We start from the raw sequence: 13,053 nt of genomic DNA, 5'->3' as shown, positions 1-13,053 counted from the left end.
AACCAAATGAGCGACGACAAGGTGAATTGTGCTTGCACAAGAGAGGGTACCCTGGGGCACTAACGCAGAGTGGATGCTTCCGGTGGGCAACCGATCCGGGAAGCTAAAGACGTGAAAGATTTTTTCGGGCAGCAGGCACAGGCGCGACGAAATACCACTTTATTGGTGCTGCTGTTCAGCTGTGCCGTGGTCGTGATCATTCTGTCGGTCTATCTGGCTATTACTGCCGGTCTGTTTCTTACCCAGATGTTTGTTTCTCAGGGCGATTGGTTTATCCGCGATTTCTGGGATGATGAACGCTTTCTCTGGGTTGTCGGTTTAACCATGCTCATCGTAACTTCCGGCAGCCTCTACCGGACATACCAGTTGAAGCAGGGCGGTGGGGCAGCTGTCGCTGAAATGCTTGGCGCGCAACGTGTGCCGGCTGCAACGGAAGATCCTCTGCTCAGACGTTTGCAGAATGTCGTGGAAGAGATGGCTATTGCTGCAGGCCTGCCTGTGCCTCCGGTCTACCTGCTTCCTCAAGCCGGAATCAATGCTTTTGCTGCAGGTTTCGGCCGCTCTGATGCGGTTGTCGCCGTCACCTCGGGAGCTATTGAACTGCTGAACCGTGATGAGTTGCAGGGTGTGATTGCGCATGAGTTCAGTCATATTCTTAATGGTGATACAAGGTTGAAAATGCGTCTGATGGGCTTGCTGTTTGGTATTACACTGATCTCCGATGCAGGCATTGTGATGATGACGGCAAGGAATACATCGGCATATCGCACTAGCGGTGAACGAGGTACGCATCCGGGAATCGCTCTGATCGGTTTTCTGATATTTCTGGTGGGTACCATCGGTGCGGTATTTGCCGACATGATCAAACGTGCGGTATCCCGGCAACGGGAGTTCCTCGCCGATGCAGCTGCTGTGCAGTTTACTCGTAATCCCGCAGGTATTGCCAGTGCCTTGAAGGTGATTGGGGGGTATAAGGGCGGTAGTCGTGTGAATCACACTGCGACCCAGCAAACCAGTCACTTCTTTTTCGGTAATGCAGTCAAATCCTGGGAGAACAAGGATTGGTGGGCGACGCATCCGCCATTGGCAGAGCGCATCAAACGGCTTGATGCATCATTTGCCGGTTCTTTTGACACGATTGATCCAGGCAGCCGCAGTGCATCGGTCATGCATGAGGCGGTTTCTTCACTTTCAGGGCAGCCCTCTATAGAAGTATTACAGGTGGATGTGGAGACTGTGATGCAGTCCATAGGTCAGCCGGATGCTGATGCCCTGCAACAGGCTGTTTCTCTGCTCGAACGGATTCCAGATCGGCTGCGCCAATTTGCACATGATCCGTTTACTGCGCGCGCCATAGTATACGGCTTACTGCTGGATGAGCAGAAAGTGATTCGCTCGGCCCAGTTAGATGCGTTGGAGAGCCAGGCTGATGCGAATGTATTGCGGGAATTGCTGGATATCCAACCCGTCGTTTCAGGGCTTGAGGCTGAACTGCACATTCCTTTGCTGGAGCTTTTGATGCCGGCACTGAAGTCGCTGTCACAGCCTCAATACAAACAGTTTCGTCAGTGTATTGCTGCACTGATTAAGGCGGATAACGAGCTGAGTATCTTTGAATATATGTTACATCGCATGTTGATACGACACCTGCATCCGGGTTTTACCAGGGTGAAACCTGCGGTCGTCTATTATGATGTGGCGTCAGAAATTGCTGATGAAGCAGGCCTGATCGTTTCCATGCTGATCCGTGAAGGCAGGCATGAGCATCCCGAAAAAGTGTTTGATCATGCCATGTCGCAAGTCTTGGCATGGCAGACGGGTATTCAGCCCTCTCTGCAGCAGTCTGATCTCTCCAAGCTGGATCAGGCACTGAATAAAGCGGATAAAGCAACGCCTGAAATAAAACGACGTTTAGTCAAAGCCTGTGTTGAGGTAGTACTGGCTGATGGCCAGGTCAGGGTGAATGAGTTTGAATTATTGCGAGCTGTATGCGATGCCCTGGGTTGTCCGATGCCCCAGATCTGATGAGTTAGTGATTGTTCTGCTGTTAGTTATTCAATCCTGCATGGATGAGTAACATGCTGAGGTAAGCATTTTCCATTTTAACCGTATGTAATGATGTGAAAATACGATAGGCGCTCTATACGCATTTATAATTTATGGTATCGCTCTTGCTTCCGATAAATTGATATCTGGAGCAATTATGCGAATTGATTCGAACTCTTCGAACAGACCCTTTGACAAGCAGTTACCACACAGCGGTTTTCGCCACATACTCAATACCATGCTTTTTGAGGTACACAGTGGCATAGGCAAGGTTGTCAATCTGACGATTACTCTGTTGATCGTTGTCAGCGTGTTGATCTCCATGACAGGGACACTGAAGGCACTTGAACCATCATGGGTCATAGCGATTGAGCAGCTGGAGTATTGGGTAACGGTTGTGTTTGCTGTTGAATTTGTGGCCCGTTGTTATTCAGCAAGGAATATGCGCGCCTATCTATTCAGTTTTTATGGCATGGTCGATATGCTGGCAATATTACCCATGTTATTGATTGGCGATCCCAATATCGCTATTCGCCTGCTAAGAATTGTTCGCCTGCTTAAACTGGTGCGTTATCTACGCGCCATGCGTTTGTTTATTTCCAGTATGCGTGACACGTTGGAAATGTTGTCGGTGGTGGTGGGATCAATTGCTCTAGGGGCCATACTTTCCGGAAATGTGATTTATGCTCTGGAGCCGGAGACTTTTTCCAGTGCTTTTGACGGTGCCTGGTGGGGCATAGTCACCATGACAACGGTGGGTTACGGCGATGTAGTGCCGCACACGCTGGCTGGCCGGGCAGTTGCTGTCTGTCTGATGGTGATTGGTATCTGCATGTTCGCGGCCGTGACAGCCATTGTATCCGTCAAAATTGCACGTGCTCTGCACCACGGTGTGCGGTGCCATGATTGCAATAAGGCCATAGCTCCGGAATTTCCATATTGCCCATACTGTGCAAGCAAACAGCAACAAGAGGGAGAGCAGGATGAAACTGAAAGCCAAGGTTAATCGACTGACGATCTTTGCTACAGTTGTACTGGCTGTGCTGGTTAGCAGTGTGGTGAGCGTTTTAATTCGCGATTATGCCGAAGAGCAGGCCAGAAATGAGGGCTTGATTGTTGTAGAAATGGCAAAGATTGGACTCCTTCACTCCATGCAGGAAGGGGTGGCATTTGCTAATGATAAGGAACATGTACGAAATGAAATCAATCTGATGTTTCAGGAGTTCGCATCCTTACCTGAGTTGATCGAGATGCGGGCCTTGCGTGGAGAGTCAGTGACCCGCCAATATGGTCAGGTTGCAGGGCGCGGTGAAATTGAAGAGGTAGAGCGGCAAATGCTGGCATCGGGTGAGGCATCGGAAACGATTGAAATCAATGAGCGTGGAATCAAGGTATTTCACTATAACGGGCCGTTGATTGCTTCATCCCGCAATCGTCTCAACTGTATGACATGCCATGATGCAGCTGAAGGAGAAGTGCTGGGAGGACTATCTGTACAGGTAGACCTTACAAAAGCTGAAAATGCAATTTCATCAGCAATTTACCAGTTGGTCGCTTTACTACTTCTGGTTGGTGTTCTGTTTGCATTTGCATTGCGCAAGTTGTTCATGCCAATGGTGATGGTCATTAACCAGATCACGGGCGCATTTCATCGCGCACATAATGGCGATTTTACGCATCGCATCAATTATCGCAGCGACGACGAAATTGGATCGATTGCTGATGCTACAAATGAGCTGATGGAGTCACTGAGTGAGAATGTTGGCGCCATCGCACGTGACGTAGAGGCACTGACAGGCAGGGGGAATCAGGGGACAAATGTTAAACCTATGCAGCATATGGCTAACGTCGTACATAATCTGACCACGGCAGTTCGTTTCAAGGAGGAAATAGAAGCAGACAGGGATCTCGATGAAGTTTATGCACATATTCAGCGAGTATTAGTCAATGATTTTGATATCGATAAATTCACGATGTATGAAGTATCATCCCAGCGAAACAGTAGTATTCCTGTCTTGAGTGCAGGCTTGCCGGAAGGTTTTGATAGTTGGTGCTCAAAAGAGGTTCAGGGTGATGCTGATGCCTGCAGGGCTAAACGCAGTGTACGCACTGTAGATTCGCGCAGTGATTCGGAAATATGTCTGCCATTTTGCGCCGATTGTAAAGAATCATGTGCGACTTTGCGGCATATCTGTTTGCCTGTACTCAACTCAGAGGGTGATGGCGTCACACTGCAATTGGTATTTGATCTGGATCAGCAGGGTGAGATCGAAAAGAAGGTCAGTCTACTGCAATATTATCTGCGAGTGGCCGCTCCCGAAATTGAAGCTAAACGACTCATGCGTAGCCTCAAGGAAACAGCATTAAGAGATGCTTTGACCAATATGTATAACCGCCGTTTTCTCGAAGATTATGCCAACAGTATGGAATCTTCGGTTACACGTCGCGGCTCCACAGTCGGTGTACTGATGTGCGATATCGACCTGTTTAAACAGGTGAATGATAAGCGGGGCCATGCTAGCGGTGATATGGTTCTGGTTGAAACTGCCAGTATTCTGGTCGAGACGTTACGTGCCAGTGATCTTGTTGTTCGATATGGTGGTGAAGAGATCGTGGTCCTGTTGATGGATACGGATGATCAACGGTCTATGGAAGTGGCTGAGCGTATTCGTAGCAATATTGAATCGTACGTCATGCGTGATGAGCAGGGCAGCTTCGGCATCACCATGTCGATTGGTCTTTCCATGTACCCGGAAAATGGCTCTACGCTGAATGAGTGCATCAAAAATGCTGATTCAGCATTGTACAAAGCTAAAGAGACAGGGCGAAACCGGGTGATTTGCCATAAATAGTCCAAGCCTCTGTTAAGGCAGTACTCGCGTTCTATAAAGGATAAATGAATTTGAGTGACTGAGAGCTTTGAACGATGCTCAGGGCTGCCCGATTATTCCGCATGTTGGTTTTCCAAAAACGTAACTATTCATTAATGGAGTCACCTGAGTTTATTTGTTTTTTCGCCTAACAGCATTCTGACAATAAAACATTTCAAGAGCTTCACCGTCGAGGGTAGGCAAAAACAGGCTTTCAAACGTATCAATATTTGAGCATATTATTTATGCATGTGAGAAAATCCGCGATAATAGTTATATAGGTGCGCCCATTCAGGTGGGCTAGAAGGTGGTGTTCATGCAATGGAACGGTCACACACGCGATTCCCGGCTGGCTAAAGGTCTATTTCTCGCTCTGCTATTTTTATCACTGTATATGATGACATTGATTTATTCTCACTGGCAAACGCACTTTGATGTTGAAATGCCCGTTATGCATAATATCAATCAAATTGAAGTGAATATTTCTCAGGCTCACCTCTGGTTTGAGGAGGCCTTAACTGGTGATAAAAATGACCTCGATCAAGCGTGGAAGTTAATGGATGAATCCAATGCACTGATGGCAGATACATTGGATAAAGCTTCAAAAATAACAGGAGGAAATCATAAAGATTTAAATGCGGCATTGATTGAAATTCAGGACCGTGAAGGCCATTTCCATCAATTGGCAATGGAGCGAATTTCAAATCCGCGGAATCAGGGTGTTGGAACGGATGCAGATAAGGTTTTTGATGCGCAGTTCAAAGGCATTCTGAGTAAAGTGTCTCAAGCCAGACTTGAGACAAGTCGCTTGATGATGGACACACAGAAGGTTTTGATGAATCGCTTTATTATTTTAGTGGTTCTTTGGCTAATACTGTTGATCTCAGCGCTGGTGTTTTACTTCAAGGCAAGGGCAGAAAGTAAACGAAGTTGGCAAGAACTAATAGATAGTGAACAAAAGAAAGCACTTATCCTCGATCATGCTCAAGAGAGCATTATCTCCATTGATAGAGACGGCTGTATTATTGAATTTAACAAGGAAGCTGAGCAGATGTTCGGATATCGTATTGAGGACGTCATTGGGAAGCCGATGGCTGAAATTATTATACCTGAGCAATTCAGGGACATGCATACAAAAGCATTTGGAAAATTTCTGAAAAACAAACGCGATGGAGTGACTGAGCGTTTTGCCGAGCTCACTGCAATGACGTCTGATGGAAGGGAAATCCCGGTCGAGGTGAGGATTTCTGCGCTCAACAACATTAATCATATGATTTGTACTGCGTGCATTCGTGATCTTTCCGAAAGGAAAGAACTTGAGAAGGAAAATGTGCGATCCAAAATGGAGATGGCTAATTTACTAGCTGGCGGCGTTGCCCATCAAATCAACAATGCTTTGATTACAGTGCAAACTGCTGCACAAATGGCTGCTCGTAAAAACAGAGAAGATGATATCTTACAAGGCAAACTCACAAGCATCATCAATGGTAGTGAACATATTGGCCGATTAGCTGAAGAGTTGTTAGCTTATTCTCGTGGTGGCGCCATTAATCTTGATGTATTTAACCCGAATAAGTTGATAGGCCCATTAGTGGAAAACCATAAAAACCAATGTCATAAAGACATTAGGTTTGAGGTGTGTCTGGAAGAATCCCAATGGGGTATAAAGGCAGATTCGCGGCAGATGAAGATGATCATAAACAATATATTAGAAAATGCAGTTGATGCTACAGATGAGCAGGGAATCATCCAGGTTTCAACATCAGTAGTCCAAATCAAAAGCTCTGAATCCAATAGGCCTGGAATAGATACGGGTAAATACTTTAATATCTGCGTAAAGGATGACGGTTGTGGAGTCGATAGTGAAAATGTCACCCATATCTTCGAACCTTTTTTCACCACCAAAGCTAACGGTACGGGAACTGGGCTTGCAGCAACCTTTGGAGCTGTCAAAAACCATAATGGTTTTATCTACCTGGATAGTGAAGAAGGGAAGGGGTGCTCAGTTTGCATATATTTTCCAACGGTGCTGCTTGGATAGTTAGTATCGAATGACCGTTTGGCTGCTTTATGGAGGCCGTTTTTAGTGTATCTTCTAGGCTAGTCCGATCAGGAGTTTTGAGAGTTTTCCCAAAAAAAAGCCCTGCCATTACTGGCAGGGCTGATTTGATTTTGAGATGAGTTACTCTACGTAGTTACCGAGTACGCAATGTTTGGTAAATGTTGCCGCATCATTGCTGGACCAGTCAGCTTTTGGTTTATCCTTCATGCTTTCACACCAGCCTTTGCTGCCGGGCTCTGAACAACCTGAAAGCGATAACGCAATCAGCGCGACAAACATTAAACTAAATACTTTTTTCATGATAATCCTCCGGGCTGTCGCCACTTACTGCTTATTTATAGTCGTACCTGTGAAATCAGGCAAGGCACATACTGTGCAAAACCTTGATTCAAGCGATGAGCTGGATCACTTCAACAGTTGTGCGATTGCCTCTTCAGTCAATGCACCGGGAAGCCTTGCACCAAGCTGGGACACGACAAGGCCTGCAGCATGCGAGCCGAGGTGTCCTGATTTCTGCCAGGTCAGGCCATTGGTGATGCCGTAAAGGACACCGGCAGCATACATGTCACCTGCACCTGTCGTATCAATGGCATCAGCTTCGACACCTTCTACTGGCAGGGTTTCACCCTGATGCATAATGATTGAGCCTTTTTTGCCCAGTGTCAGTGCAACATTATCGCAATGTTTGTGAATTTCATGGGCGCAATCGATAGGGTCATCCAGCCCTGTCAGGGCTTTGGCTTCCTCCTCATTACAGAACAGCAGATTTACAGGCCCCTCAACCAGTCTCTTGAAATCATCGCGGCAGATATCGATCAGGAAGGGGTCGGATACGGTCAGTGCAATCTTAACATTATTCTTTTCGGCCAGTTCAATGGCCTTCAGCGCTGCGGCTTTGGTTGAATCACCGGCAAACAGATAACCTTCGATATATACATATTCAGCTTTGGCGATTTCAGACTCAATGATGTCATCCTCGCTCAGGGATGAGGAGATGCCGAGGTTGGTTAACATGGTGCGTTGAGCGTCAGGCGTGATCAGCACCACGCAACTGCCTGTCTGTCCCTGCGTCTGCGGAACTTCGATAGCGATGCCCAAGTCCTGCATCTCTTCCAGATACTGATTTCCAAATCCATCAGCACCGGTTTTACATGCATAGGCAACTTTACCACCCATATCAGCCACACCTACAATCGTGTTGGCAGCAGAACCACCAGAACAGTAATTCACATTGTGTTCGGCCAATGCATCAAGGATTTCCTGTTGGCGTGTTTCATCCACCAGCGTCATGATGCCTTTTTCAATACCCATGGACTCCAGAAATGCATCATCACACTGCACCTGCATATCCATAATGGCATTGCCTACACCGAAAACATCATAACTCATTGAGAATCTCCTGACTGATTTGATAATGCACGCATCCTGCCATTCGTGAACGTGAATGTCATAGCTTTGGAGCATGGTTGCCTTCCTGAAAATTCTCACCAAAATGCCCATCGTTTTTTAGTTTTCTCTAGGAGTACCTCATATGCAATTGATAGCTCAGAAGATGATACAGCATCGCTACTTCGAATATTTTATTGTCTCAGTGATTCTGATCAGTGCTGCGCTGATAGGTATGGAAACATCACCGGCGCTGATGGCAGCCTATGGAGACTGGATCGATTGGGGTAATCGTCTGGTGCTGCTGATTTTTATTCTTGAAGCTGCCATCAAGATTTATGCTGTTGCACCAAAAGTGGGAGATTACTTCCGTCAGGGCTGGAATGTGTTTGATTTCACCATTATTTTGCTGGCACTGATTCCAAGTACAGGTGACCTAGCCATGCTGGCCCGTGTGGCAAGACTGTTGCGAGTATTACGCCTGATCTCCGCTATTCCTGAGTTGCGCTTGATTGTTGCCACACTGATGAAGTCGATTCCCAGCATGGGCAACATCATGCTGCTTATGGGGGTTATCTTTTATATCTATGCCGTGGCAGGGCAACAGCTGTTTCATAAGCATGACCCGCAGCATTGGGATAATCTGGGTATTGCACTGCTGACGCTGTTTCGCATTGTCACGCTCGAGGATTGGACCGATGTGATGTACACGGCGATGGAGATGCATCCACTTGCCTGGATCTACTTTGTCAGCTTTGTGATCATGGGGACCTTTGTGATCATCAATCTGTTTATTGCCGTGGTCTTGAATAACCTTGACGAAGCCAAGGCGGAGCGCTTGAAGGAGATGCGTCAGCCGCCAACACGGGATTGTCTGATGAAGGAATTGGAGCAGACGCAGCAGGCGCTTGAACAACTGCGCACGCAACTGACTGAAGTCAGTCCTGAAACATTGAATAAAAAGCCGGATTAATCGGCTTTTTCAGCTGCCGTTGTTGTCTTGCTGAAACAGTGAGTTCATGCGGCGTATGATCTGCGGTAGTACATTCATGCGTGAACGGTTCAGATGCAGACGCAGACGAGGTAGATGATCAAAGCTGTGATCGTCCGATTTTGGCCAACGGAATACCTGGTCGATCTTTCCTTCACACAAGACATCGGAGAATTCCGCATTCAGACGTGTTAATGCGTCTTCGGAGAGGGGGCTGAGAATACGCAGAAGTACCGCTTTTCCAACGTAACGGAAACTATGATAATTGATATAATAATCGCGAATATGTGCGGTTGCTGCTTCAATGCTGTCGGTACGAAAGATGAGGTGATTGTCATCAGCATCGATCAGACCATCTGCCACGAGTCTGCGCATCCATGATTGCATGAAAGGGCCCCAGAAATCATCACCCGGCGCTTCCAGCATGATGACAGGGATGGGTGGATTACGACCGGTTTGCAGTAAGGTCAGTGTCTCAAACGCTTCGTCGAGTGTGCCGAAACCACCGGGGGTGAGGATCACCGCATCACTCTCCTTGAGGAAAAAAACTTTACGGGTAAAGAAATACTGACACTGGAAGTGACGGGGTGAATCCCTCATCACCGGATTGGGAAGCTGCTCCATTGGCAGATTGATATTAATGGCAAAGGAGTCTTTTTCACCTGCACCCTCATTGGCTGCCTGCATCATGCCGCCGCCACCACCGGTAATAATCATAAATCCTTCATCCCTGAGTGATGCGGCGCAGGCCATGGTATGAGCATAACGGGGGTGGTCCGGATTTGTGCGGGCAGAGCCGAAGATGCTGACCTTGCGCAGAGCCTGATATGGTCGGAATACATCAAGGCCTTTGCGCAGTTCGCCCAGCATTTTGGCCAGCATTTTCACGTCACCAGTGCTGTATCCATCAGAAACAAGTCTTAGCGCTTCCACGATAATAGCCCGTTTATATGGCGATTCGTGAGCATAGTCAGCGATCAGCTTGCGGGCATGTTCGTGGACCTCGTCAGGAAGGCCTTCCAGCCCTGAAGGATCAGTCAGTTCTGAATTCACAGTGTGATTCCCCGCTGTTTATTTTGGAGCGCCAATAACAATATCAATGCGACGGTTCATGGCTCGCCCCTGTGGGAATGCATTGCTGGCAATAGGTCGAACCTCACCATAACCCAGTGCTTTCAGGCGAGCTCCATCAACACCGGCCGCGATCAGAAATTCACGCACAGATTCCGCCCGTTTGAGTGAAAGGATCTGATTGGGTTTTATGCCACCGGAATCGTCAGTATGGCCTTCAATGCGCACATTGCGATCGGAATAGATTTGCAGCGCATTTTTCAGCCTGCTCAGCATGTCATAATATTTTGTCTCGAGTTTACTTTTTGCTGAGGCAAACTGCAGACTGGTCAAACGTACCAGCAGGGAACCATCCAGATTGATCAGGATATCAGCCTCATCTTTTTTGAATAAGGAACGTAATTTATCCTGACGTTTTTTCTCATATGTTTCCCGCTCCAGTTTGGCGCGGAATGCATCTTTCATGTCTGACAACTGATTTTTCTGAGACTGTTTGAGTTCATCAGTCTGTGCCAGTAGACGGGCTTGCAGATCTTCTTCGAACTGTATTTTCAGGGCCTCGATTTCCAGTTGGTGAGCTTTGCGTTCGGCAGCAACATCCTGTTTCAGTTTTGCTGCCGCAGTGAGTAAGTCGCGGTTGGACATATCAAAGAGAAGAGGGTGATCGGTTGTTTTCAGGCCCAATACGCCAGCCATTCTCAGGCTGAAATCTCTTGATTTTAGTAGCATTTCCTCATGGCTGCCGGAATTCTTGCGCAGCAATTTCACCTGACCCGTCAACCATTTCGCTTCACGCCCCAGTTTCAGTGCTTCTCCGGGGCGGCTCGGCGGCGAATCATTTATACCATCAATGTAAGCACGCAATTCAGCAAGTTTATCTTTGGCTGTCTGGTAGATGACCGGCGCATATCTCTTGGCACCACTGGATGCTGCAGAACCTATGGCTGATGCTGCCAGTTCAGACAGGCGTGGTAGCGATGCATCCAGCGCTCTGGTGTATAACTGCTGTGCCTGTCCGATCTGTTGCTGAGACTTGCTCAGATCACCGCGTTCCCGGCTCAGGATGGCAAGATTAAATGATTGGTTGGCTTCATTGAGCAGTTGTTGAGAAGAAAACTCACCTGCACTCTGCTCGGCTGCCGAAACCATCTGTACACTTTCAACTGCATCGTCACGCAGGCTTAGAAGATCCTGATTCTGTTTGCGAAAGTCGCTGGCCGTTAATCTGGCTTCAGCCATTTTTTCACTGGCGATTTTCAGGGCAGCCAGCTTGTCTTCATTTTTTTGCTGTTCAGCAGCAAGTCTTGCTGCGCCGAGATATTGCTCAGCCCTGAGCAGGGTTTGTGGTGCAAGATCATGGTCACCACTGGCTTTGAACGCATCCATTTCCTGTTGAACAGAGTCAATGCTTTGCGCTCCCGATAGTGCTGGCAATGCCAACAGTAGTGATATCAATGCAAACAGTGGGAGCAGAACAGATTGATTACGCAATATTTAACATCCTTTCCAAAGCCAGTTTTGCCCAGCGTTTTTGCTCGTGCGGAACTTTGATCTGGTTCGATATCTGTCCATCACGAATCGATGTCAAAGCAGCACACAGATGCTGGGGGTCAGTACGGAACATGGTAGAGCACATGCAAACCATTGGCGAGAGGAACCAGATAGGTTTGTCAGGAAACTCGATACGCAGACGGTTCACCAGATTCAGTTCTGTGGCAATGGCAAACGACTGGCCGCTTTCTGCTTCGGACACATGTTTGATGATCATTTCGGTCGAGCCGATAAAATCTGCTGTTTCACAGACTTCGCGTGAGCATTCCGGATGCGCCAGTATTTCAATGCCTTTGTGATTACGGCGCATGGTCTCTGCATGTTCAGGTTTGAACAGCTGATGCACCGAACAAAAACCTTTCCACAAAATCAGTTTTGCTTTCTCTATGGCTTCCGGGCTATTGCCACCCATAGGCTGGAACGGGTCCCAGACGATCATGTCGGAATCAGGTACACCCATGGCTACTGCTGTATTTTCACCCAGATGCTGGTCGGGGAAGAAGAGAATTTTTTCACGATTACTCCAGGACCACTCCAGCGTCTTTTGGGCATTGCCCGAGGTGCAGACGATGCCGCCATGTTCGCCACAGAAAGATTTCAATGCTGCAGTCGAGTTGATATAGGTTACAGGTGTTACGCATTCATCCGGGTTGATAAGCTGAGAGAGCTCATTCCAGCAGCGTACGACCTGCTCATCATCGGCCATATCTGCCATGGAGCAGCCGGCAGCCAAATCAGGTAGCAACACAGTTTGATGATCAGCGGTAAGGATATCGGCAGTTTCGGCCATAAAATGAACGCCGCAGAAAATAATATTGGGTGCATCCGTTTCAGCCGCTTGTTGCGACAGTTTCAGTGAATCACCGGTCACATCAGCGAAAGCAAAGACCTCTTCGCGCTGGTAATGGTGGCCCAGAATCAATACCTGATCGCCAAGTTCGGCTTTCAGTGCGGTGATCTGTTCCAGAATGTCAGTTTCGGGTGTGTCGTATAGCTGCGTAAGCAGCGCCTGTGCGTTCATAAGCCAAAGTTTCCGGACGCACTGCTCCCTTGTCAAACCCCGAACCTGATTTATT

The 13,053-nt window shown here is 47.7% G+C and carries 10 protein-coding genes; 5 read left to right on the top strand and 5 right to left on the bottom strand.

Going from position 1 to position 13,053, the window contains the following annotated elements:
• Window positions 1-111: 111 nt before the first annotated feature.
• The 4 genes from MMIC_RS01375 (at window position 112) to MMIC_RS01360 (ending at window position 6,957) form a co-directional block, all read left to right on the top strand.
• Window positions 112-2,025, top strand: a complete 1,914-nt coding sequence (locus MMIC_RS01375) for a M48 family metallopeptidase (protein WP_072658701.1) — start codon at window positions 112-114, stop codon at window positions 2,023-2,025.
• 259 nt (window positions 2,026-2,284) lie between these two features.
• Window positions 2,285-3,052, top strand: a complete 768-nt coding sequence (locus tag MMIC_RS01370) for an ion transporter (RefSeq protein ID WP_171966428.1) — start codon at window positions 2,285-2,287, stop codon at window positions 3,050-3,052.
• Complete coding sequence (locus MMIC_RS01365) at window positions 3,030-4,898, top strand: diguanylate cyclase (RefSeq protein WP_072658534.1); 1,869 nt, start codon at window positions 3,030-3,032, stop codon at window positions 4,896-4,898. Before MMIC_RS01370 ends, MMIC_RS01365 begins: the two co-directional genes overlap by 23 nt.
• Window positions 4,899-5,232: 334 nt before the next feature.
• Window positions 5,233-6,957 (top strand): two-component system sensor histidine kinase NtrB, encoded by a 1,725-nt coding sequence (locus tag MMIC_RS01360; RefSeq protein ID WP_072658533.1) that lies wholly within the window; start codon window positions 5,233-5,235, stop codon window positions 6,955-6,957.
• A 141-nt stretch (window positions 6,958-7,098) separates the two neighbouring features.
• On the opposite strand, the gene MMIC_RS01355 is transcribed toward MMIC_RS01360, so the two are convergent.
• Window positions 7,099-7,278 (bottom strand): DUF3012 domain-containing protein, encoded by a 180-nt coding sequence (locus tag MMIC_RS01355; protein WP_072658532.1) that lies wholly within the window; start codon window positions 7,276-7,278, stop codon window positions 7,099-7,101.
• Window positions 7,279-7,383: 105 nt separating this feature from the next.
• The gene (locus MMIC_RS01350) at window positions 7,384-8,367 is read right to left on the bottom strand and encodes an adenosine kinase (protein ID WP_072658531.1); all 984 of its coding nucleotides are present in this window, start codon (window positions 8,365-8,367) and stop codon (window positions 7,384-7,386) included.
• A gap of 142 nt (window positions 8,368-8,509) precedes the next feature.
• Between MMIC_RS01350 and MMIC_RS01345 the strand changes: the two genes are divergently transcribed.
• Complete coding sequence (locus MMIC_RS01345; RefSeq protein ID WP_072658530.1) at window positions 8,510-9,337, top strand: ion transporter; 828 nt, start codon at window positions 8,510-8,512, stop codon at window positions 9,335-9,337.
• A gap of 9 nt (window positions 9,338-9,346) precedes the next feature.
• Here MMIC_RS01345 and MMIC_RS01340 read toward each other — a convergent pair whose 3' ends face one another.
• From MMIC_RS01340 to nadA, 3 genes are read right to left on the bottom strand one after another with little or no spacing between them, the layout of a single operon-like run.
• Complete coding sequence (locus MMIC_RS01340; RefSeq protein WP_227819294.1) at window positions 9,347-10,408, bottom strand: LOG family protein; 1,062 nt, start codon at window positions 10,406-10,408, stop codon at window positions 9,347-9,349.
• A gap of 18 nt (window positions 10,409-10,426) precedes the next feature.
• On the bottom strand, window positions 10,427-11,917 hold the full coding sequence (locus MMIC_RS01335; protein ID WP_143144836.1) for an OmpA family protein: 1,491 nt from the start codon (window positions 11,915-11,917) through the stop codon (window positions 10,427-10,429).
• On the bottom strand, window positions 11,910-12,998 hold the full coding sequence (nadA, locus tag MMIC_RS01330; RefSeq protein WP_072658529.1) for a quinolinate synthase NadA: 1,089 nt from the start codon (window positions 12,996-12,998) through the stop codon (window positions 11,910-11,912). The genes MMIC_RS01335 and nadA overlap by 8 nt, the downstream gene beginning before the upstream one ends.
• Window positions 12,999-13,053: the final 55 nt, after the last annotated feature.

The organism is Mariprofundus micogutta (genome assembly GCF_001895085.1).
Lineage (GTDB): Bacteria > Pseudomonadota > Zetaproteobacteria > Mariprofundales > Mariprofundaceae > Mariprofundus > Mariprofundus micogutta.
Note: the sequence above shows the minus strand (reverse complement) of the source record. Positions and strands in the feature narration are given on the sequence as shown.